The sequence below is a fragment of the Yersinia sp. 1652 StPb PI genome (assembly GCF_041538345.1).
Lineage (GTDB): Bacteria > Pseudomonadota > Gammaproteobacteria > Enterobacterales > Enterobacteriaceae > Yersinia > Yersinia enterocolitica_E.
Genome location: NZ_JAULSM010000001.1, coordinates 3,595,302 through 3,618,150 on the forward strand (window position 1 = coordinate 3,595,302; position 22,849 = coordinate 3,618,150).

Consider the following 22,849-nt stretch of genomic DNA (forward strand, 5'->3'; position numbering starts at 1 on the left):
GCTTCAAGCAGCAAACGTATAACTCACGTCAATGCATTCAAACGATCCACTAACCCACTCAGACGAAGAGTCGGTGTGCATATCGCATTGCCCAATATCGTATCGCTACAATACAGAGTTAAACGCTGGCGGGCGCGAGTGATCGCGGTATAAACCAATTCGCGCGTTAATACCGGCATAAAAGTATTCGGTAATACCAGGGCGGTATGTTCAAACTCCGATCCTTGCGACTTATGAACTGTCATGGCATAAGCCGTTTCATGGCTGGGAAGACGGCTGGGTTGCACCGATTTTATGTTGCCATCCGGCAACTGGAAATGCACCCGTAGCTCTCCTTCATCGTCATATAACGCGATACCAATATCGCCATTAAAAAGACCTAACGCACTGTCATTAAGCCCGATCATCACCGGCCGACCGGCATACCAACGCCCAGATGGACCAGGTGCACGCTCAATTAACCTCTTGCGATGCAACAACTGCTCAATCCGTTCATTCAAGCCACTGACGCCAAATGGCCCACTTCGCAATGCACACAACAATTGATAACGACCAAATGCCGCCAGCACATCCCCAGCATGCGCACCTGTAGCTGCCAATTGGAGGTAATGCTGATAGCCCGCAACGCAATCCTCCAGCAACCGTTGGTAGTCATCTGAATCCGTCAGAGAAAAATGTTCAATATCTGAATAGGCCCCCTTTAATACTGATAATGCATCCCGATACTTGCCTGCATTAACCGCTAAAGCGAGCTGCCCGATACCCGATTTCTCATCAAACCGATAGCTCTTACGCAATAAACACAAGCTATCACGCACATTGACCGTATCCGTAGAGACTGCTCCAATCGGTATATTTCCGGCCAATGTGCATCCTGTCAGCCGTGCTAACTGTTCTGCACGAGCCTTGCTATAACCCAACTCAGCAAAGCGACAAATATCCCCCAATACCGCCCCGGCCTCAACCGAAGCTAACTGATCTCGGTCCCCGAGGAAAATGACTTGAGCTTTAGCGGGCAAAGCGGCAATTAGCCGCGCCATCATGGGTAAATCCACCATAGACGCTTCATCTACCACCAGCACATCAAGATTTAGTGGATTACCTCGGTGATAACGCAAACGTTGACTGTTTGGTTGAGCACCTAATAAACGGTGCAGAGTGGATGCTTGATCTGGGAATAACTTGCGCTCGGCATCTGTAAGTGTGAGTTGGCGGATGGCATTCCCCAATGACTCAGTCAGCCGCGCAGCGGCTTTACCCGTTGGGGCAGCAAGCTGGATACGTAAAAGCTGCCCTTGGCTAAGCTGTATCAGCGCAGTTAATAGCTTGGCTACTGTGGTGGTTTTCCCCGTTCCCGGCCCACCAGAAATCACCGAGATACGGCGAGTAGCGGCTACTGCGGCGGCCACCTTTTGCCAGTCAATCTCCGTGTCTGACCGACCAAATAGGCGGTCCAGTGTCTCTGTTAATAGGCTTTCGTTAATCCCCCTGGCCTCATTAACGAATAAAGCGGTATTGTCACTGGCAATAAACCGCACCACATCACCTTCGTACTGCCACATCCGTTGGAGATACAAACGTTCATTTTGCAACACCAACGGCGTTGGTAATGAGCCATCACTGACCGCTGGAGAATTATTTAATCCTTGTATCCAACGCGACAGCTCTGGAGCACCAGCAGCCAGCCATAATGCTTGAGATAACCCAGCCTGCCGCCCACCAAACAGTTGTTCTGGTTGCAGATAACTTAATGGCAGGCACACATGCCCGGCTCCCGCCTCGGCGCTGAGAATAGCCGCCGCCAATTGCAGCATAGGGTCATCATCCCCTGCAATCATGCGAGAAAATTGAACATCCAGAGGGCGTAGTAAGTGGTCACGAACCGCTTGGTCCAGTAGAACCATCATCTTGATGAATCCTCATCTGCCTGAGCTGTACCACTTTCATGACCTGAAAGTAGAACGACCTCATTGCCACTGAATAAACAATCCATTCCTTCAATCAGCTCCTGTTCAGGGCGACAACTAAAGATACCGTTACCCGGATGTTGTTTATCGACACCACGCAAGAAGAGATAAATGACACCCCCGAAGTCCCGTTGATAGTCATAATCGCCCAAGCGATGACGTAAATAGCGGTGTAAAGCCAAGGTATAAAGCTGATATTGCAGATCATAACGATGCTCAGCCATCGCTTGGGCCATCAATTGTGCGGTATAAGCACTACTGTCTTCCCCCAGCCAGTTAGATTTGTAATCTAATAAGTAATACTTACCCTGCCAGCAGAAAACCAAGTCAATAAAGCCCTTAAGCATCCCTCTGACTTGCTGAAAATCTAACACCGGACACTGACGTGAGAGCGGGTCATAATGCTTGATTAAGGCATCTAATTGATTAGCGCGTAACAAAGTATCGATAGGCAAATAAAACTGTAATTCCGCCTGCTTACTCTCCGGCGTCAATCCTGCCAGAGTTACGCCTGCATCGTTAAGGGGGACGTGCATAATGTCACTTAGCCATTGATACAACATTGGCGACCATTGTTCACCAAAGCCCTGTTGCTGTAGTTGCTGCGCCAGCCAGTCTGGCTCAATAGGTTGGCTAAAATCTAATGGCTCAAGTAAATCATGCAGGAAAGTCCCCGGTGCCGCCCCCCGCGGGAAGGTATGGGGCGTTAAATCGGCTGCGGTGATGAGTGCCTGCTCACCGACGGCATCGCTATCTAGCCGTGGCAATAGCTCCTGTAAAGGGAGATTCAGAACCTGCGATTTGGCACCATGCTGCTGTAGGCCGGAATAACTGGTAACCCGCCAAAAGTCGTGCATTTGTCGGTTAAACTGGCGCGCGGCGAGTTCTGGCAAAACTTCAGGCCGTGGCTGCCAAGCTGTAGCGTCAGGACGTTCCGCCAGTGAGACCGAAATATCACCGCCCGAAAATGTGGTTAGCTCCGCCAACTTATCCGCCAGATATTGCGCGTCGCCAGCTTGTCCATGTTGAACCAAATAGCCTAAAGCGCTAAGGTGCATGTCGCTTTCGCCCTGTTTTTTCCGCCCGCCTTTAATCAGCGGCGCAATACCGATACTACAATGATAAACCGCGCGGGTCAGCGCAACGTAGAGTAACCGTAAGTCTTCTGCCAACCGCTCTTCTTCCGCCAAAGCCTGGCTCTCTTCATCAGCATTCAGATCAAGCAAAGCCTCAAAGCTATGACGATCGTGATATAGCACGTCCTGCTGCTGACGGAAATTGCCGACAAAAGGGAGCCAAACCAACGGATACTCCAACCCTTTTGATTTATGAATTGTAATCACCTGTACCAAATGGCGATCACTTTCCAAACGCAATTGTTGATTATCTGACTGATGATTTGGTTGTGCTATTTGTTGTGCCAGCCAACGGATTAGTGCGTGCTCACTATCAAGCTGTGATGCGGCCTCTTGTAATAACTCTCCCAAATGCAGTAAGTCTGTCAGCCGACGCTCCCCACCAGGGGTCGCCAACAAGTTTTCAGCTAAATGGCGCTGTGCCATTATTTCCCGCAGCATAGGAAGCACACCACGGCGCTGCCAATGTTGGCGATAGCCATCGAATTCATCGACCAGAGAATCCCAAGCCCGTTCATCGTGATTCAATGCATCCAGCATCTGTGCATCCAACCCTAGCATCCCGGTAGCCATCGCACTGCGTAAGGCTCTTTCCTGCTCAGGGGCCAATGCAGCTTGCAATAACCACAATAGATCTTTGGCTTCTGCAGTATCAAAAACACTGTCGCGATTGGATAAGTAAACCGATGGAATAGCTAAGGTACTCAGTGCATCTCGAACCAGCGCAGCCTCTGCCCGGCTACGAACCAAAATAGTAATATCAGATGCCTGAACCGGCCTTGAGCCTGTCGTTGTCACTAATTGCGCCAGCCCATTCTGCCCATCCACCAGCCAGTCACGGATTTGACTGGCACACTGCCTGGCCATCAATTGCTGGTATTCACTAACCCCAACCCCTTCACCCGGTTGCAGCCAAAAAGAGATGGCTGGTTGTTTTTTCCCTTTAATTTCAAAAGATAGACAGCTATTTTTTTCAGCCGCCGCCACCTTGATAAAGGGGATTTGTTCAAACAGAAAAGGAACCTCAACCGAACTAAAAAGCCTGTTTACTGATTGAACCATCGGGAAAGAGGAACGCCAATTGGTCTCTAACGTGTAGTGGGCACTTACTTCTGAACGAGCACGAATATAGGTAAAGATATCTGCGCCACGGAAAGCATAAATAGCCTGTTTAGGGTCGCCAATCAGTAATAAACCACACTCACCTTGGTTACCATAAAGCGTGTGGAAAATACGGTATTGCTGAGGATCGGTATCCTGAAACTCATCAATCATTGCAACTGGATAACGGGTACGAATAGATTGAGCTAACAACTCACCACCTGGCTGCTGTAATGCCACATCCAATTTACTGAGCAAGTCATCAAAACCCAATTCTGCCCGCTGCCGTTTCTCCTGCTGGACGGAAGTTCGTATCTCGCTAATTGCACGGGCTAAAATCAAATCTCTTAGTGTCAAAGGTTGTTCGAAGATGCGGTCTATCGCACTGAACACCGAGTGTTGGGGGATCGCACCTTTTTTGGTTTTCTCAGATAATATCGATTGGCGAAACTTTTCCAGCTCTTTAGGTAACTGATAATCACCGGTTTCCTGCTCTGCCCATATAGCGACCTTTTCTAGCCAGTTAGGTAAGTATCGGCTGCTGTAGCTGCGCTTATCAACGCCAGATGCACTAATTAAAGCTTCCAACTCATGAGCCACCGCACGCCATTGCGCTTTGACAGTATCAATTTGCACAACTATTTGCTGATGCCGACTGAGTATCGTTTCATCATCACCAGGTGCTTGCCGAAATTTTGGTGTTTCACCTTGTAAATAAGCAGCAAGGTCTTTGAGCAATGCCTCCGGCCCGCTCCATTCCTGGCTGACTGCGCGTGCAACAGCCAATGGAAGCGGATAGCAGTGACGCCGCCAAAAATCGGCACAGGCCTGTCTGCGTAAGGGCTGTTCATCCTGAACCAATGTTTGTTCAAACAAGATGCCAGATTCAAAAGCATTGTTCGTCAGCATTCTCTGACAAAAACCGTGAATGGTATAAATTGCGGCTTCATCCATCTGACGCTCAGCAGTAAGTAACTGTGCTGCCGCCTCGCCCAGATCACTAATTTCAGTTAATAAAGCCTGATGCATTAGGTCATCACTGACTCCCCGTACGCAAGCAATACGCAACCCATGGATATTGTCGCGAATTCGCCCCCTCAACTCTTCAGTTGCCGCCTCAGTAAAGGTCACCACCAGGATTTCCTCTACTGTCAGGGGACGACTGAATGCTGCCGCCCCTCCCAAACCAAGCAGCAATCGCAGATAAAGAACCCCAATGGTAAAAGTCTTACCAGTACCGGCAGAGGCTTCAATCAGCCTCTCACCGTATAAGGGGAGCGTCAGCGGCTCCAGCCGCTGGGGAGTCATTGATGTCATGGAGCTAATACCTTCTGCGGCAGGGTAGCCTGCAAGGCAGATGTTGTCGGATAGGTCGTCCATCCTTTAAGCACCGCATATCCGCCAGCCGTTTGCCCCTGACCTTTAACTTGAGAAAGCAGTGCCAGACCTTGCGGTTTAATAACCGCTTGCTGGAAGAAATCAGCTAATACAGTGCTATTAAGTTGCTTCACCTGAGCAATCATTTTTTCGCGACTATCAAACGCAAAATTATTACGATTGAAATCATTACTGTAACGACTAGCCTCTTCATCCAGAGTTTGTGGTCGTTGCAGTAATTGGTTAATTAACCCTTGTTTATATTGTTCAAAATCAGCAGGTTTCATTTCACGCAGGCGCTTTTCTGCCTGTGGATAGAAAGCAAGATAGCGTTGATAAAGGTAATCAGGTTGCTTGCTGTTACTTTGCAGCAAGAACCCCAAGCCCCACTGGCGGCCAACCGACATCGGGAAGGCAAATACCGCATAGCCGAGTTGCTCTTCGGTTCGTAATTGATCATAGAACCACGGTTGAACAATTTGCCCCAGCAAAGCACTACGCGCCATACCATCAATTTCCGTATAGCCGGTTGGAACATAGACTGCCGCCAGCGCAGCATCAGAACTGCTGCCAAGCCGCTCCATATTGGCCAGTTGAGCCTTATCAACAACAACATCCTCGCCGGTCCACCAAGTGGTTCCCGTCAAAGCCAATTGTTTTCTCAACGATTCAGCCAGAGCGGTAACTTGCTGGGTAGTCATATTACCCACTGCCAATACTTCCAGCGCAGATTGCTTCAGCAAGCTATCACGATAAGTCAGCACATCTTGCACGCTGATAGTATCAAGCAATTTGCGCCGTTCGCTGCGTTCAGAATAAGGAACATGAGACAGCAATTTCGCTGGCTGAATCGCCAGTTCATAAGCTTTGCCTTTCTCAGCCACGTCCAACTGCTCGCGATACCAAGATTTAGCCTGCACTAATTGATCTTCTGTTGGCGTGAAGCTGGAATAACCTTCAACCAGCGTGGTTAGCAATTGTGGCATCCGCTGTGTGAAGCCATTAGCACTGACATATAAACCGTTGTTAGGGGCGGTTGAGAAGCTGATTCCGCCGATCGAAGCCTGATAGCTCAGTTCATCCAGTGAAAGGCCGGCCAGATAATCAGTCAGGGCGAAGAGTACCTGATGGCGGGCGGTATCCAACGCATGAGGATTGCGGAAAGCCAGCGCGATATCGGCTTTCGGTTCATCAGCAAAATACTGACTTGGCATGTAAAACACCCGTAACCCCGGTTGTTCCACAACATTCTGTGGCCGGATGATATTTTTATCTGCTTTGATCAGCGTAAAGTCATCTGGGATGTAGGGGTTAAGTGCCGGTAGGCTCAGAGTGATATTCTCCCCAAGTTGTTGCCAGTCTTTCATCTCTTGTGGGCTAATTTTATTGACCTGATAAGGGGCATCAACAAAATAGGCCACTTTATTGTGAGGCTCTTCAGGGCTGACAAACCAGATCCGCGCATTCTCTGGCGTCATTTCAGCCAACCGGGCAGCAATGGCTTTGGGATCATAATGATCCGCCAGATAGGGCGCATCAAGCACATGTGCGACAGGTACTCGCAACATCATATCCACCAGCCACTCGATGTAATCCATATCACGCGTGATTGAGGGATAACGGAAATCCAGATTTAAAACATGGGCTATCTCATCGAAATAGCTCTGTTTAATGCCGTCTTTTTGCAACATTTTGATGTAATCAAAGATAGCGGCCACCACGACGTCACGTTTGGCCAGACCTTTATCCGTAAGTGATACCGAAATAGAGAACACCCCACCATTACGGTCTACCATTGGGTCGGCACCGGCATTAATAGCATCTGCCAGCCCCTGTTTTTGTAGCCAGTCGGACAACGTATCTTTACTGCGATTACCAATCAAATAGCTAACATAGGTATCTGTTTTGCTGCGAAATTCTGCGCTATTGTTCTCAATGCGAAAGTCTATTTTTAACTGTTTACGCGGTTGGGCTGGAACATAATGAATAATAATACCGGTTTGGTCCGGTGTTACAGCAGGTACCGTGATTGGAGGAACTTTTGCCTCCCGATTCGGAATCCGGCCAAAGGTATCAGCCGCTAATTGTGCCAACTGCTCCAGAGACTGATTGCTATACAGCACCCCCACCATCAAATTGGCAGAATAGTAACGATGATAAAAACTCAGCAGCTCATCATGTAATTTGCCATCAGGCTTGTCTTTCAGCGTATCAAGATTACCCCCCGAAAAACGCGCACTAGGATGTGCTGGATTAAGCGTTTCAGCATTAACTTGCGCCATGCGCATCCCATCGCGCGAGCGGGCCATCGTCAATTCAGCATTGACCGCATTACGTTCACGATCAGCATTGATAGGGTCTAACAAAGGCTGTGCAATAGCATCGGCTAAACGCTCAACTGCCGGAGCTAATGCATCATTTTCAATTTCAAAATAAAAGGCGGTTCGATAAGAAGCCGTACTCGCATTATGGCTACCGCCATGCTTTTTCAGAAACTCGGCAAAACTGCCTGGTTCAGGAAAACGCGTAGAACCCATCAATAACATGTGTTCCAGATAATGAGCTAAGCCCAACTGGTTATTGGGATCTTCCAATGATCCGACAGGCAACGCCAGTGCTGCCAGGGATTTAGGTGCTTGCGCATCAGAAACTAGCAATACCGTCATACCATTAGGCAACTTTATTGCCTGATATTTACGCAGGTCATGTTCACTTTTGTGAATGGCTTCTGCCAGAGGTTGCCACGCAGGCGCAGCAGCCCAACTGAGAGGTGCCAGCAAACCTAATAAGAAAAATATACCCATGATGCGGGCAAACTGTTTATGCATTCCGTTTCTCCCCTAACCCCTTAAAAATTACCGCTTAAAGCCGCAGCCAACTTTCTGGTATTGATATGTATGAAAGCCTGGTTTGGCCATCAGCAGTTCTCACGCCTTATTATGGCGGGCAATCGGTAATAAATAACGTTCCGTTTCATGTAATATCTTGTCGAGATGTGGATTATCCATCAGGCGGAACACCCTTTGCACATAGCTATCCTCACCTTCACCTGCAACTCGCTGATCACCCTGCCAAACTTGTAAAAGTTTCATGCGGGCTTTAGTTTGTGTTTCTTCATCCCACAAAATCTGACCTGACTCGCGTTCAAAGCACTGGCTCAGCCATGCCCAACCACTTTTGCTCAGCAATAACAGTGGTTCACACATTCCTTGCTGATACCCACTGATTAACTGTTGTAAATAGTGATGAGCCTCATCACGGACCAAAGAATCATAGCGCCATGCAGTTCCTTTACGACCATACATCCGGCTTTGCCCCTCACCTCCACCAGCACAATAGACCAGATGTTCAATCCATAATAAAAGCCCGTCTATCGCCGTTAATGCCGCGGGACGCCAACGAATTAATCCATCTTCCTGAACCTGATGAATCCAACCTGTAAGGGTGATGTCACCCAATTCGATATTTAGCTCAATGCTATGATGCTCAAGGCGCTCGCTACGAATCTGTTCAGCTAATGGCACCATTTCCTCTTGCTGGCTTTCCCAATAAAGCTCACCGAACGATCCATAAGGCAGGCTACCGGCCGCTCGAGCTCGGGTAAACACGCTATTGATGTCTCCCTCATCTATCAACGCATTCAGTAACTGAGTATTAAACTGATAGCGGTTGAGGTTATCTAAAGTAAATGGCTCTTCATCAGGCAATTCTGTTTCTTCAATAACAAAATTCACTCCTAGCCGGAGCTGGAAGAATGCCCTCACAGGGTGGCGATAGAAACGGATTAACTCATCCAATGTAATTTCAGATAAAGATTCAGGCGATAATGGCTGATTAAACTCTGGATGCGGTCGCCCTTTGGACTCAGCAGAGGGTAGCCATTCAGCAGCGTAACTCTGTAACTCGCTATGCTGAATAAAATTTTCTGCCGCAAACGGCATCCGCGCATGCCAGCAGAGTAAGTGCTGAATCACCCGCTGAGCGCTCTCATCAGCATTGAGCATTTCGTCACCCGGTAAATGATAACTTTGTGAGATATATTCAATCAGTTCACTGACCAGCACTGATGGATAACGCTTACTGTTATCCTGGATAGAGCGCCCGATATAGCTGATATAGAGCTGTTGCTGAGCCGAAAGTAGCGCTTCGAGGAACAGATAGCGGTCATCGTCACGGCGGCTACGGTCACCACGGCGAACCTGCTTTGCCATCAAATCAAATCCCAGCGGCGGCAGCGTTCGTGGGTAAACGCCATCGTTCATCCCCAATAAGCAAACAACTTTAAATGGGATCGAGCGCATAGGCATTAGAGTACAGAAGTTGATTGGCCCGGCAAGGAAACGCTGGCTGATGCGCTCATTATCCAAGCGCGAAGCCAGTTCATCCCGTAACAGATTAAGTGGCACCACATCGGGATATTGGGCGGCAATACCGTAGCTGATAACCTTCTGCCACTGTTGTTCAATCAGCACCAACACCGCTTCAGTGTCATTATCGGGTTCAAAGAAGGTATCCAATAATTGGCGGCACAGGGGTAACCATTCGCTGAGTGCTCGGGGTTCACTTAATTGCTGCCGCCATTGGCTTAGTTGCATCAACATATCTGCCAATTGCCCAGCGAGTTCCGCAGCTAAGCCACTCGACTCATCATATGGCAGAACACCCTGCCAATCTCCGGCGGTGCTATCCATGGCATAACCCAGCAACATGCGGGTTATACCAAAGTGCCAGGTATGCTGACCCGTCGCGGGTAAGGAGAGTTCCCGTACATTGTCATCATCCAGCCCCCAACGAATACCCGATTCCCCCACCCATTGCCGTAAGCGGCGCAAGCCATCTTCAGTAATACCAAACTTACTGGCTAAAGCAGGGACCTCCAACAGCGCCAACACTTGCTCAGAGGTGAAACGGCTTTGAGGGAGGTCAAGTAAGGTAATAAAAGCCTGTAGCGCCGGATGGGCCTGACTGGCTTTACGGTCAGAAATCGCAAACGGCAGATAGCGGTTCCCTGTCGCATTACCAAATGTGGCCTGAATATAAGGGGTATAGCTGTCAATATCGGCAACCATCACAATGACATCGCGTGGAGTAAGTTCAGGATTAGTTGAGAATAAATTCAATAGGTTATCTTGCAAAACCTCAACTTCTCGCTGAGGACTATGGCAAACATGCAGGCTAAGAGATCGATCACTGAGATCTAATCGACGCTTTTGGTCGCTACGCGCTAAGGATTCTGCCGTGGTGCCAATAATTGCGTGGTCTTCCAGCTCCAACATATCGTGCTGAATACCATGTAGTAGATTATCAGGGTCAATATCGACAAAAGCGTGGACCTCTTGAATATCATCAACCTGAGATAATAAATACATATGATCCCGCCCGAGCCGCCCCCACGAGGCTAATAATGGGTTACTGAGTTCTTGTTCACCATTCGTATTAAAGAGCTGTTCAGCCTGCTCTGGCTGGCGGAACAGATTGACTTCAATTGATTCGCGATAATGTCTACGTTTGCGGCTTTGTAATTTAGCCAAAAAAGCATAATCCTGAATATCGCCCCAAAAATAGCGGCAAGGATTCGTAAACATCAGATGAATATCAATATGTTTACCCAGCGCTTGCAGGGCTTGTAAATAGATAGGAGGTAATGCCGATATGCCGCAAATAAATACCCGCTTGGGTAACCCAGCGGGGCAGACATCCGCTTCAAGCAGGGTGCGGATAAACCGCTGGTAGAGGTTGGCACGGTGCCATTCGGGCTGTTCCAATTGGCGGGTATAATTGGTCAGTTCCACCCACAACTTGGCTTGCCACAGTTGAGCATCGTCCAGATTGTCAATGAGTTGGCCCTGTTCCCAACTGGCAAGCCATTCAGGACGATATACTAAATATTGGTCGAAAAGGTCAGCAACCCGTGCTGCAAGTTGATGGATTTTGCGCTTATCATTATCGTCACTTAAATAGCGTTTCATGGGAGAAAATACCGGGCTTTCCAGTAAATCTGGCAGCAACCACATAAGTTTCCATGTCATGGCGTCTTTGCTAAATGCGCTTTCTTTTGGGATTCCGGGCAAAACACGGGTAAACATATCCCAGATAAAGGTTGCGGGCAGCGGAAACTCAATATTAGCTGCAATACTAAATTGTTGTGCCAGTTGCATTTGTAACCATTGTGCCATTCCTGGGCTTTGAACTAGCACCACTTCTTGCTGGAAAGGGTTATCCAACGGCTCTCGTTCTATCAGCGCAGTCGTTAGCGCTTTGAGTAAATCTAATTGATTAGAATGATAAACCGTGAACATGATTACTCCCTTAAGGCACTATGGAAAATAGCCATAAGTGATTAAACCAGTTTATTATCACTTGTGGGTAAATCCTGAGGCTTAATACTCTAACTTGATAATGAATGAGCGCAATAGGTTATCTCTATTATAAGACCGATATAGTTGCTCATCTGTATACCTCGGCGGTTCATCAATCAGGATCCCCTTGTTTGTCGCCTCAGCAACGTCGCATCTATGGGGGATAACTATGCCGTTAGCCACTTCCATTCGTAGAGCAAAACCATCGGGTTAACTCTGCTGACAGGTTTTTCCGTACCGCAAGAGTGAAATTAAGCTCGGTGCATTCCCCTTCAATTCGGCTAATAGACTGACGATATAACCAGTTAGGCTTCATTCCCGATATAAATCCCCTATCAGGTCTATCCTCCCCTGCACTATCAATATGTTGATGAAGCAGAAACCATGCCTGACGCTGTTGCCACACAGAAGAAAAACCCTGTAAAAGAGCCTGATGGTATTGCAACAACCCCAGTAACGAGACAGAGAAAAACAGTGCCGCAATTAAGGCTTCAGGCAGGCTAAACCCTCGTTGGTTGCGAGGATGGTATTGGTCACTCCGTTTCATCAACAAGCACCCATTGCAGCATTTTAGTAATCGCAAAACTGTGCATCCTTATCAGGACAGAAATCCAACCAGCCATGAGCTGCCTTAACCAGTTGATAGTGACCCATATACCCTTTGCCAATATTCAGCATGACCCGTTGATAAAGCATCAAGGGTGGCTGCGAACCGAGGGGGTAACTCTCCCCTCTGAGAATAAAAAAACCGCTTAGTGATGCTGGTTTAACACAGGCCTTTAAGCCATATTGCTGCTGAATGCAATACCATGTTGAACCTGCCCGCCATGGCAAACTGAATGACCAATCCTGACTTATCCCCCAGTTCAGTGATGATGTTGCCTGATTAAAAGCACGTAAATAGTGCTGTTCTTCAGATGTAATCTGTTGAATATTATCCAATTGACGGTGTAGTGCTGACAGCAGAAATAAACCAAGAGCGAAAAGTGTAGCGACGGCTGCCAATGTGCTGGTCCCCCGTTGATGATTCAGCTTCATAGATTGTTCCCGCGTATCGTATAAGTAAGCTGATGATGGATGACCGGATTACCTGTTTTTTGCCCCGCTAATTGCACCCGATAAACCTGATTTGATGTTTGCTGAGGTAACCGACTAATAGAAAAATGGGTTATCGTTATCTCTTGTGGATCAAGCAGCTTTTCCCACCCACTGCCAGCGCAATTCAGTTCACCACGTTGGCCCTCTAATGCTTTTTTACGCAGGCGGTAGCCAAAGTATTCGGACTCCTGATGTTTCTCCCCTTCCCATCGACCATTTCGATTGAGATCGTAAGCAACTATCAGACACGAATTTGTCGCTTCTGCGGGATAATGATGGGTTGTAACCGCTTTTCCCTGACACTCGCCATGGCAAAATCCTGCACGCCGCAGATCTTTTTCTAGCACAACCATAACCTGACTCAGTGCCAACTCCAGATAATAGCGCTGCTGCAAGGTTGATATTTGTTCGCGTAGCTTAGGGAAAACCTCTGCGGCACCAAGCATAATCAAACTACCAATGCTCAATGCCAACATCATTTCCGGTAGCGTAAAACCTGTTATACGTTTCAGCCCAGAACAGACCGATGCTGGCATATTTTTGACCATTATTAGCATATATGAATACCTGACATTGGCTGGCCCTCACTACACAGTCTTAAGCGCCCTCTACTGGAAATAACTAACCGGATAGACCCTGCCGGGTTACTGAGCATGATATTTCCTGCCTGTGCCGTATTCCTCACACCAAAGAAGCCCATCTCTTTTTGCAATGAAGTCGCAATAGCGACATCTGGGTAAGGTGGAATAAACACGCCGTCGGTAAGTGCTGAACAGCGAGCCGTAGGTTTATCACCACTTCCCAGGCACCCCTGGCCATTCTGCTGTATCCACAGCAATTCTGTGTCATTGCGACGATTAGCCTGTGCTTGTAAGTGTGTTAAGAAGGCGAGTAACTGACGAGCACTGTCTGCGAGCCGTTCCCGCTGCCGGTAATGATGCCAACTTTGCGCCCCCCAAAGTGCTGTTATACCCACTAATACAATCACCAGCAGCAATTCAATCAGGCTGATACCTTTTTGTTTTTTAAGATAATTTCTACGAGTCAGGTAAGTTTTCGTTAATCTTATATTGGTGTCCATGGCGTAAGTTTACGTGGCTGAAATTTGAGGTCGAGTGACGAATTATCAGGGCTGGAAACGGTGCGCAAAATTTTATCTACGACGACATAAATGCAGAAAAGAGTGCGGCACAGCTCGCATTTTTATTGCAGGAAGGATGCTGGTAGCAAAGAAAAGGGTTTGACGAAAATATACCCAATAGCTTTCCAGATGCAGGGAGGCAACAAGCAGAGGCGAGGGCTGGATATGGGGATGGACCGAGTAAACAGGAGCAGCCACCCTGAAACTTGAAAGGTGACGGGTATAAAACCGGAGCCATTGCGACTCCGGTCTAAAGATTAGATAGCAATCGGTGCTTTAATTCCTGGGTGAGGATCGTACCCCTCAATTTCAAAATCCTCAAAACGGTAATCAAACAAAGAGTCAGGTTTCCGTTTGATAATCAGTTTCGGCAATGCCCGTGGCTCACGGCTTAATTGCAGATTTGTCTGCTCAATATGGTTGCTGTACAAGTGTGTATCCCCCCCTGTCCAGACAAAATCACCCACTTCCAAATCGCATTGCTGCGCCATCATATGCACCAGTAAAGCATAGCTGGCAATGTTAAATGGCAAGCCGAGGAATACATCACAAGAACGCTGATACAGTTGACAAGAAAGCTTGCCATCTGCCACGTAGAACTGGAAGAAAGCATGGCACGGCGCCAGTGCCATTTGCTCCAGTTCACCCACATTCCATGCTGAGACGATGATACGGCGTGAATCGGGATCCTGCTTAAGCTGTTTTACCACGTTGCTGAGTTGGTCAATCTTACGACCATCTGCAGCCCCCCAAGCCCGCCATTGTTTGCCGTAAACCGGGCCAAGGTCGCCGTTTTCGTCAGCCCATTCATCCCAGATTGAGACATTATTTTCCTTCAAATAGCCAATATTAGTATCGCCATTGAGGAACCATAACAGCTCATGGATGATGGAGCGCAAATGGCAGCGCTTAGTGGTTACCAGTGGGAAACCGTCTTGTAAATTGAAACGCATCTGATGCCCGAAAATCGACACAGTACCGGTACCGGTACGGTCAGCTTTTGGAGTGCCTTCTTCCAGCACTTTTTTCATCAAATCCAGATACTGTTTCATGTTACCTCACGAAAGTTGTTGCGCAGGACGACGATACGCCCAAATCATCATAATGATACCGGCCAGAATCATAGGTACAGAGAGTATCTGCCCCATGCTGATCACGCCATCGAACAAGCCGAGCTGAGCATCTGGCTGGCGGAAACACTCCACAATAATACGGAACGCACCATAACCAATCAGGAATAGGCCAGAAACACTGCCCATAGGACGCGGCTTACGGATAAATAGGTTCAGGATGATAAATAACACCACCCCTTCAAGAATCATTTCATACAGTTGCGAAGGATGACGCGGCAGTACACCGTATTGATTGAATATCGCCTGCCATTTCGCCGGGTCAGCAGCAACGATGGCGATATCTTCGCCACGAGAGGTGGGGAATAACATCGCCCACGGGGTATCGGTAGTCACACGGCCCCACAACTCGCCGTTGATAAAATTACCGAGCCGGCCTGCGCCTAAACCAAATGGAATAAGGGGAGCAATAAAGTCAGCAACCTGGAAGAAATTGCGTTTAGTGCGGCGGGCAAACCACAACATCACGCAGATGACACCAATCAAACCGCCATGGAATGACATACCGCCATCCCATACCTTAAACAGGTACAGTGGATTATCGAGGAACATCGGCAGGTTATAAAACAGCACATAACCGACACGACCACCGACAAATACCCCGAGGAATCCCGCATACAGCAGGTTTTCGACTTCTTCTTTGGTCCAGCCACTACCCGGTTTATTTGCCCGACGAACCGCCAACCACATGGCGAAGACAAAACCCACCAGATACATTAAACCGTACCAATGAAGGGAAACGGGGCCAATGGAAAAAATGACCGGATCAAATTTAGGAAACGCCAGATAGCTATTGCTCATCTATCACCACGAAATGTCTCATATTTTGAGAAAATTAATGTTCTTGCCCGGTTAGGGCTACAGGTTGCGCATAATAGCATAGGCTTAGGCCGGTCTGGGCTGCACCAAACAGAAAAGTTCTGTAAACAGCGCAACCCCAGAAAGTGAATGTCACTCGCAAACAAACCAAAAAGCCTTGGAATAGTCGCCAGTGACTGACACTAACAACGCTATAGCGCCAAGGGCCAACGGGATACGCTTACTTCCCGCCGCGGATCAAGCCGCCTAAGCCCCTGCGTTCCATAAACGCTGCTGTTAAATGACGCACATCAGTGGTCATTTGGGCGCTCAATACCCGTTCGGCCAATGCTGCTGCATCCGTTAAATCGATATTGCGCAGCAGGTATTTAATTCGTGCCACACTGCGACCGTTCATACTGAGATTGCGATAACCCAGCCCGACCAGCAACAACGCGCCCATCGGGTCACCCGCCATTTCACCACAAAGGCTCACCTGCAAACCCGCTTGTGTCGCCTGCGTCAAAATATGGCTAAGCACCTGTAGCATCGCCGGATGCAGGCTGTCATACAACGATGCAACGCGAGTATTATTGCGATCTACTGCCAGCAAATATTGGGTCAGATCGTTGGTGCCAACTGAGATAAAATCTACTCGCGACTTGAGGTAGGGCAGCATAAAGATCATCGCGGGTACTTCTATCATTACCCCCAATTTAGGCTGTGGCAATTTATAGCCCAAGACTTCTTGAACCTCACGCCCAGCACGATCGATCAGGCGTTTAGCTTCATCGACTTCTTCCAGGCTGGTGATCATTGGCAATAGAATACCCAAATTACCGGTTCCGGCATTGGCACGCAGCATCGCTCGAACCTGGATCAAGAAGATCTCTGGCTGATCGAGCGTTACACGGATCCCGCGCCAACCCAGGCATGGGTTTTCTTCGCTGATGGGCATGTAGGGCAACTGTTTATCGGCACCGATATCCAAGGTACGTAACGTGACGGGTTTGTTGGGATAAAGCTGTAACATGCCTTGATATTGCGCAACTTGTTCCTCTTCCGACGGGAAGCCGCTTTGCAACATAAAAGGGATTTCAGTGCGGTATAGACCAACACCATCAACCCGCCCACCCAGCAATTGTTCATGTTCCGGGCTAAGACCCGCATTCAGCATCACCTGAATCCGCTCACCACTTTTCAGGGCCGCAGGTTGTTCGACATCGTCTTCAGCCAGCTTGCTGAGCTCAATCTCTTCAGTAACCAGCCGCTGATACTCTTTGACCAGTACCGGTTCGGGATCAACCAGCACCTCACCACGGTAGCCATCAACAATCAATAGCCGCTGGTTCAGCAAAGCCGGCTGGATATCAGCGCCCATCACCGTTGGGATGCCCATGGCGCGCACTAAAATCGCGGCATGCGAGTTAGCGGCACCATCACGCACCACCACCCCCGCCAGACGATCTTGTGGCACCTCGGCTAATAGAGTGGCGGTTAACTCATCGGCAACCAGGATAAAACGCTCAGGCCATTGGCTGGCCCCAGAGGTGCTATCATCGAGGTGGAACAACAAGCGCTGACCTAATGCCCGCAGGTCACTGGCTCGCTCACGCATATAGGTGTCTTGCAGGCTGGCAAATTGGGCGGCAAATTGTTCAACCACTTGTTTAACGGCCCATTCAGCCACCGAACCGGCGTCAATTTGCGCAAAAAGCTCACGCTTCAGGCGGGCATCATTTAACAGATGCGAATAGAGATCGAAAATTGCCGCGCTCTCTTTTTGTGAGCTGGCAGCAAAACGCTTACTGAAGCGACGGAATTCTGCCGCAGCCTCTTCCAATGCCTGAGTCAGGCGTTCACGCTCCTGAACAGTATCGAGCGTTGAGGCCTCATAAACCAAATCAAGGGACGGTTGTGAAGTATCCTGCCAACCTTCTGCCACTGCCACGCCAGGAGCCGCCGCCAGCGCGCGGATTCGTGTTTGACGATATTGGCCAAAAATCGCATTCAGTTGCGATTGGGAGAGGATCCCCGCCAGTTGCGTGGCCAGCGTAACCATGAACGACTCTTCGCTCTCATCAAACTGGCGATGCTCGCGCTGCTGTACCACCAACACACCCAACAACTGCCGACGATAAATAATAGGTACCCCGAGAAACGCCCGGAAGCGATCCTCTTTAACTTGTGGTACATATTTAAAACTGGGATGACTCTGAGCATCGGCCAGGTTAATGGGTTCGGCCAAGCGCCCCACCAGCCCGACGATACCTTCGTCAAAAGCCAGCGTAATGGTGCGACCACGGGGCTTTTTCAAACCCCGTGTCGCCATCAGGTAGTAACAACGGCGGTCATTATCTGCCAGATATATCGAGCAGACTTCCGTGTCCATCGCCAGACAGGTTTCATTGACCAACAGCTCTAACGCATCCGTCAGGCTGGTTGCCATCGCCACTTTCTCAACTATTTCTCGCAAACGCATGAGCATGATCGGCTTAACTTAACCTCTTTTACGGCGATAAGCGGGCGGTACCCGTGGTGGAATAACCTCCTGCACAGGCATTACGGTTGCAGCAAATTCTTTCATCACACGACGATAAACATCACGTTTAAAAGAGACCACCTGACGCACCGGATACCAATAACTGACCCAGCGCCAGCCATCAAACTCCGGGGTACTGCTACGTTGCATGTTGATATCGGCTTCATTACACATTAACTGTAGTAGAAACCATCGTTGTTTTTGGCCGATGCACACCGGCTTTGTATCCCAACGCACCAAACGCTTTGGTAATTTGTAACGTAACCAGTTACGGGTTGAAGCCAGAATTCGGACATCCTTTTTGTTAAGTCCGACCTCTTCAAAAAGTTCGCGATACATTGCCTGCTCTGGTGTTTCACCGGGGTTTATCCCCCCTTGTGGGAACTGCCAAGAGTGCTGACCGTAACGCCTGGCCCACAACACTTCTCCCTGCCGATTACAAATTACGATACCCACGTTCGGGCGGTAGCCATCATCATCGATCACCGGACTACCTCGATAAGCTTAAAACTCAAAGATGCTCTGATTGTTTCACACTAGCAACAGGCGGTAAACCACTGCTTATCAGCCAGCTAAACCTGATAACTCGGGGATAACTCACAGATATAAGCAAAGTTATGAACACCCCCAGGGCTACGCACGACATTTTATTCACTTTTTCTGTGGATATAGGTGTGTAGAACTCTAGGGAAAAGTAGGTACAACTCATTTTAACGGAATAATACGACAAAAATATCTAAAAAAATAAATGATTAATTTCAATAAAATAACAGGTTTCCCACAGGTTTCCACGGCGGTAATATGTGATCTATCTCCGTTTTGGATCTGTAGCTGGCTAAAGATCCATCAATGTGGTTTTTATCCACAGATAATGCGTCAAAGTTATGCAAAAAAGAGTAAAACTCGCAAAAAAAGCCGTCGTCAAGGCTGTAAATTGAACCAGTGATCGGGATTTATTGGGGTTATCCCATAAATCTGTGGATAAATAGGTGTAAGATCCTGTTCATTATCGCTGTCAGTAGGTGCACAAGATAATCAGAATAAAAGTATTTCATCGGTGGGAGGAAAGAAAACTTCCGTTAAATCATGCTATTATTCATTCCATCCACAATGCATAACAATACATCTACCGTCACTTTTAATTCAGCTTGTTTTTTAACCGACTTTAGCAGGTTTATCCCCATGTCTGTTTATTCACTGCCACCAGCACCACCCACTGATGAACATCAACTTTTTCAACGTGCTCAAGCTTTGTCAGGTTTTACCCTTGGCGAATTGGCAGCGCGTGCTCAATGGGTTATTCCGGCGGACTTAAAGCGGGTAAAAGGCTGGGTTGGTATGTTGCTGGAGTTTTATTTGGGGGCCAGTGCTGGCAGTAAACCTGAACAGGACTTTGCCGACATCGGCATTGAGCTGAAAACCATACCTATCAGCGCTCAGGGCAAACCATTGGAGACCACCTTTGTTTGTGTCGCCCCCCTGACCGGCAACAGTGGCATCACTTGGGAAAGCAGCCATGTGCGGCATAAACTGGCCCGAGTATTGTGGGTACCCGTAGAAGGTGAGCGGCAGATCCCGCTCGCGGAACGTAGAGTCGGCGCGCCTTTATTATGGAGCCCGAATGCGCAAGAAGAAGAACTACTGCGGCGTGACTGGGAAGAGTTAATGGACCTTATCGTTCTTGGCAAAGTAGAAACCATCACCGCTCGCCACGGTGAGGTACTCCAATTGCGCCCGAAGGCCGCCAATAGCCGTGCGTTAACTGAAGCCATCGGTGAAAAAGGGCAACCGATCATGACACTACCCCGTGGTTTTTATCTGAAAAAGACCTTTACTGGCCCGATGCTGGCCCGTCATTTCTTGTTGTAACCGGTGCGCTAGACGCCCTACTACAACACCAATTACTTTGACTCTGTTCCGATTAATAAATAAAAGCGTATAATTGTATTTTTGTGTTTCCGTAAGGTGTATAGGCGCAATGTTTGAATGGGTTGCCGATCCAAATGCCTGGTTGGCGCTAGGCACGCTGACTATCCTGGAGATTGTTCTTGGGATAGACAATATTATTTTCCTCTCTTTGGTGGTCGCAAAATTACCTAAAGCGCAACAAAACAGAGCCCGCCGTATTGGCTTGGCTGGGGCCATGTTAATGCGTCTCGCATTACTTGCTTCTATTGCCTGGGTTATCCGCCTGACCGAACCTCTGTTTACAGTGGCAGGCCACGGTGTCTCGATGCGGGACTTGATCCTGTTGTTAGGGGGACTATTCCTTATCTGGAAAGCCAGCAAGGAAATTCATGAAACCATTGAGGGGAGCGATACTGAACACACCAGTAATGTCAGCTCTTTCTTTGCGGCTATCGTGCAAATTATGCTGTTGGATATCATCTTTAGTCTGGATTCAGTGATAACAGCAGTTGGGCTGTCAGATCATCTGTTTATTATGATGGCTGCCGTGGTTATTTCTGTCGGGGTGATGATGTTTGCTGCCAGACCAATTGGTGAGTTTGTTAATCGCCATCCATCAGTCAAAATGCTGGCGCTCTCTTTCCTGATATTGGTCGGCTTCACGCTGATGTTAGAAAGTTTCCAGATCCACATTCCAAAAGGCTACATTTACTTCGCTATGTTCTTCTCAATGGGGGTTGAAACCCTGAATTTGATGCGCGGAAAAAAGAGTAAGCCGACTGATAAAAAAATATCTACTCAATAGATTTAAAGGTGCGAGAAGGCTGCTTGCACTAGAGAGGCCCAAGGATGGGCTGAGCAGTACACTTGCAAGATAGCGGGTTCAACACCTTCCAGGGGCAGTTCACGGCCCCGTTTCCCACTTTTTTCTGTACTTTTCCCTTACACGCTTCCCCCAACTGCGGTGCTTCGATATAGTCGAATAAGGCAAGTTTTACTTATACCCAAAAAATTGGTGTTTCAGTAAGGCCAAACGAACACATCCTGAAGCAGTTATTCAAATAGAAAATTCGGGTGCGTGGGCGTAGCTAACGACGCTGCAATACCAACTACCAAAGGTATGGCCTGATAATTTCAGACATTAAGGAAGGTCGGCAATGCAATATCATCGTATCCCCCACAGTTCATTAGAAGTCAGCCTGCTGGGTCTGGGCACCATGACATTTGGTGAACAAAATAGTGAAGCCGATGCCCATGCGCAACTGGATTACGCCGTTGCGGCCGGTATTAACTTGATCGATACCGCAGAAATGTACCCGGTGCCCCCAAGGCCAGAAACCCAAGGGTTAACTGAGCAATACATTGGTAACTGGATAAAAGCACGCGGTGAGCGTGACAAAATCATTTTAGCCAGCAAAGTCTCCGGGCCATCACGCGGCAGCGATCAACCGATTCGCCCCAATATGGCACTGGACCGGAAAAATATCCGCATCGCGTTGGAAGATAGCCTTAGACGCCTCAATACTGATTATCTCGATATTTATCAGTTACATTGGCCACAACGTGAAACCAACTGTTTTGGTAAATTGAATTATCGCTACAGCGAACATACTGCTGTGGTCACCTTGCTTGAAACACTGGAAGCCCTGAATGAGCAGGTGCGGGCAGGGAAAATCCGTTATATCGGTGTATCAAATGAGACCCCATGGGGGGTGATGCGCTATCTGCAACTGGCAGAAAAACATGATTTACCGCGTATTGTCTCAATACAGAACCCCTACAGCCTGCTTAACCGCAGCTTTGAAGTTGGTTTGGCCGAGATAAGCCAACATGAAGGCATTGAGCTATTGGCTTATTCCAGCCTGGCCTTTGGCACCCTGAGCGGCAAATACCTTAATGGCGCAAAACCTACCGGCGCACGGAATACATTGTTCAGCCGTTTTACACGTTATACCGGGCCACAATCCGAGTTAGCGGTAGCGGAATATGTGGCACTGGCAAAACGTCATGGGCTGGACCCCGCACAGATGGCGCTGGCTTTCGTTCGCCAGCAACCGTTTGTGGCCAGTACCTTGTTAGGTGCAACCACACTGGAACAACTGAAAAGTAATATTGATAGCCAGAATGTCGTTCTGGAGCAGGAGGTGCTTAATGCATTGGAAGAAATCCACACCCGCTTTACCTTCCCTGCACCTTAAATTCAGTTGAGTTTAAATAGCAAAAAGGCCGCTAATGCGGCCTACAACTCTTTTTTAAAATCAATCACTTATATATAAAACAGTCACTTATATG

General features: G+C 48.3%; 15 protein-coding genes. 3 read left to right on the plus strand and 12 right to left on the minus strand.

Annotated features, from left to right (window positions below; translation table 11 throughout):
* Positions 1-23: 23 nt before the first annotated feature.
* From recD to rppH, 12 genes are all read right to left on the minus strand, one after another.
* Positions 24-1,907, minus strand: a complete 1,884-nt coding sequence (gene recD / locus Q2T71_RS16435) for an exodeoxyribonuclease V subunit alpha (RefSeq protein WP_372559783.1) — start codon at positions 1,905-1,907, stop codon at positions 24-26.
* Positions 1,904-5,521, minus strand: a complete 3,618-nt coding sequence (recB, locus tag Q2T71_RS16440; RefSeq protein WP_372559945.1) for an exodeoxyribonuclease V subunit beta — start codon at positions 5,519-5,521, stop codon at positions 1,904-1,906. Before recB ends, recD begins: the two co-directional genes overlap by 4 nt.
* The gene (gene ptrA / locus Q2T71_RS16445; protein ID WP_372559784.1) at positions 5,518-8,409 is read right to left on the minus strand and encodes a pitrilysin; all 2,892 of its coding nucleotides are present in this window, start codon (positions 8,407-8,409) and stop codon (positions 5,518-5,520) included. Before ptrA ends, recB begins: the two co-directional genes overlap by 4 nt.
* 99 nt (positions 8,410-8,508) lie before the next feature.
* On the minus strand, positions 8,509-11,880 hold the full coding sequence (recC, locus tag Q2T71_RS16450) for an exodeoxyribonuclease V subunit gamma (protein ID WP_372559785.1): 3,372 nt from the start codon (positions 11,878-11,880) through the stop codon (positions 8,509-8,511).
* Between the two features lie 235 nt (positions 11,881-12,115).
* Entirely contained in the window at positions 12,116-12,487 is a 372-nt protein-coding gene (locus Q2T71_RS16455; RefSeq protein WP_372559786.1) for a prepilin-type N-terminal cleavage/methylation domain-containing protein, read from the minus strand.
* A gap of 23 nt (positions 12,488-12,510) precedes the next feature.
* The gene (locus tag Q2T71_RS16460; protein WP_372559787.1) at positions 12,511-12,978 is read right to left on the minus strand and encodes a YgdB family protein; all 468 of its coding nucleotides are present in this window, start codon (positions 12,976-12,978) and stop codon (positions 12,511-12,513) included.
* The gene (locus Q2T71_RS16465) at positions 12,975-13,595 is read right to left on the minus strand and encodes a prepilin peptidase-dependent protein (protein WP_372559788.1); all 621 of its coding nucleotides are present in this window, start codon (positions 13,593-13,595) and stop codon (positions 12,975-12,977) included. Before Q2T71_RS16465 ends, Q2T71_RS16460 begins: the two co-directional genes overlap by 4 nt.
* Positions 13,589-14,119 (minus strand): prepilin peptidase-dependent protein, encoded by a 531-nt coding sequence (locus Q2T71_RS16470; RefSeq protein ID WP_372559789.1) that lies wholly within the window; start codon positions 14,117-14,119, stop codon positions 13,589-13,591. The genes Q2T71_RS16465 and Q2T71_RS16470 overlap by 7 nt, the downstream gene beginning before the upstream one ends.
* Before the next feature lie 317 nt (positions 14,120-14,436).
* Positions 14,437-15,231, minus strand: coding sequence for a thymidylate synthase (thyA, locus tag Q2T71_RS16475; protein WP_083162868.1), 795 nt, complete (start codon positions 15,229-15,231; stop codon positions 14,437-14,439).
* A 6-nt stretch (positions 15,232-15,237) separates the two neighbouring features.
* Positions 15,238-16,110, minus strand: a complete 873-nt coding sequence (gene lgt / locus Q2T71_RS16480) for a prolipoprotein diacylglyceryl transferase (protein ID WP_083162866.1) — start codon at positions 16,108-16,110, stop codon at positions 15,238-15,240.
* Positions 16,111-16,348: 238 nt separating this feature from the next.
* The gene (gene ptsP / locus Q2T71_RS16485) at positions 16,349-18,595 is read right to left on the minus strand and encodes a phosphoenolpyruvate--protein phosphotransferase (RefSeq protein WP_372559790.1); all 2,247 of its coding nucleotides are present in this window, start codon (positions 18,593-18,595) and stop codon (positions 16,349-16,351) included.
* A 12-nt stretch (positions 18,596-18,607) separates the two neighbouring features.
* Positions 18,608-19,135, minus strand: coding sequence for an RNA pyrophosphohydrolase (rppH, locus tag Q2T71_RS16490; protein WP_083162862.1), 528 nt, complete (start codon positions 19,133-19,135; stop codon positions 18,608-18,610).
* 696 nt (positions 19,136-19,831) lie between these two features.
* On the opposite strand from rppH, the gene mutH reads away from it, so the two are divergent.
* From mutH to Q2T71_RS16505, 3 genes are all read left to right on the plus strand, one after another.
* A complete protein-coding gene (gene mutH / locus Q2T71_RS16495) occupies positions 19,832-20,518 on the plus strand; it encodes a DNA mismatch repair endonuclease MutH (RefSeq protein WP_050073625.1) in 687 nt (228 codons plus the stop codon).
* Positions 20,519-20,627: 109 nt separating this feature from the next.
* Entirely contained in the window at positions 20,628-21,362 is a 735-nt protein-coding gene (locus tag Q2T71_RS16500; protein ID WP_372559791.1) for a TerC family protein, read from the plus strand.
* Between the two features lie 352 nt (positions 21,363-21,714).
* Positions 21,715-22,755 (plus strand): NADP(H)-dependent aldo-keto reductase, encoded by a 1,041-nt coding sequence (locus Q2T71_RS16505; RefSeq protein WP_372559792.1) that lies wholly within the window; start codon positions 21,715-21,717, stop codon positions 22,753-22,755.
* Positions 22,756-22,849 lie beyond the last annotated feature (94 nt).

What these genes read in the sequence shown, in the direction of transcription:
- recB (WP_372559945.1), bottom strand. Translation starts at nt 5,521, where the DNA reads ATGACATCAATGACTCCCCAGCGGCTGGAGCCGCTGACGCTCCCCTTA.
- Q2T71_RS16460 (WP_372559787.1), bottom strand. Translation starts at nt 12,978, where the DNA reads ATGAAGCTGAATCATCAACGGGGGACCAGCACATTGGCAGCCGTCGCT.
- ptsP (WP_372559790.1), bottom strand. Translation starts at nt 18,595, where the DNA reads ATGCTCATGCGTTTGCGAGAAATAGTTGAGAAAGTGGCGATGGCAACC.
- mutH (WP_050073625.1), top strand. Translation starts at nt 19,832, where the DNA reads ATGTCTGTTTATTCACTGCCACCAGCACCACCCACTGATGAACATCAA.
- Q2T71_RS16505 (WP_372559792.1), top strand. Translation starts at nt 21,715, where the DNA reads ATGCAATATCATCGTATCCCCCACAGTTCATTAGAAGTCAGCCTGCTG.
- Q2T71_RS16465 (WP_372559788.1), bottom strand. Translation starts at nt 13,595, where the DNA reads ATGCTAATAATGGTCAAAAATATGCCAGCATCGGTCTGTTCTGGGCTG.
- recC (WP_372559785.1), bottom strand. Translation starts at nt 11,880, where the DNA reads ATGTTCACGGTTTATCATTCTAATCAATTAGATTTACTCAAAGCGCTA.
- Q2T71_RS16470 (WP_372559789.1), bottom strand. Translation starts at nt 14,119, where the DNA reads ATGGACACCAATATAAGATTAACGAAAACTTACCTGACTCGTAGAAAT.
- lgt (WP_083162866.1), bottom strand. Translation starts at nt 16,110, where the DNA reads ATGAGCAATAGCTATCTGGCGTTTCCTAAATTTGATCCGGTCATTTTT.
- thyA (WP_083162868.1), bottom strand. Translation starts at nt 15,231, where the DNA reads ATGAAACAGTATCTGGATTTGATGAAAAAAGTGCTGGAAGAAGGCACT.
- Q2T71_RS16455 (WP_372559786.1), bottom strand. Translation starts at nt 12,487, where the DNA reads ATGAAACGGAGTGACCAATACCATCCTCGCAACCAACGAGGGTTTAGC.
- recD (WP_372559783.1), bottom strand. Translation starts at nt 1,907, where the DNA reads ATGATGGTTCTACTGGACCAAGCGGTTCGTGACCACTTACTACGCCCT.
- Q2T71_RS16500 (WP_372559791.1), top strand. Translation starts at nt 20,628, where the DNA reads ATGTTTGAATGGGTTGCCGATCCAAATGCCTGGTTGGCGCTAGGCACG.
- ptrA (WP_372559784.1), bottom strand. Translation starts at nt 8,409, where the DNA reads ATGCATAAACAGTTTGCCCGCATCATGGGTATATTTTTCTTATTAGGT.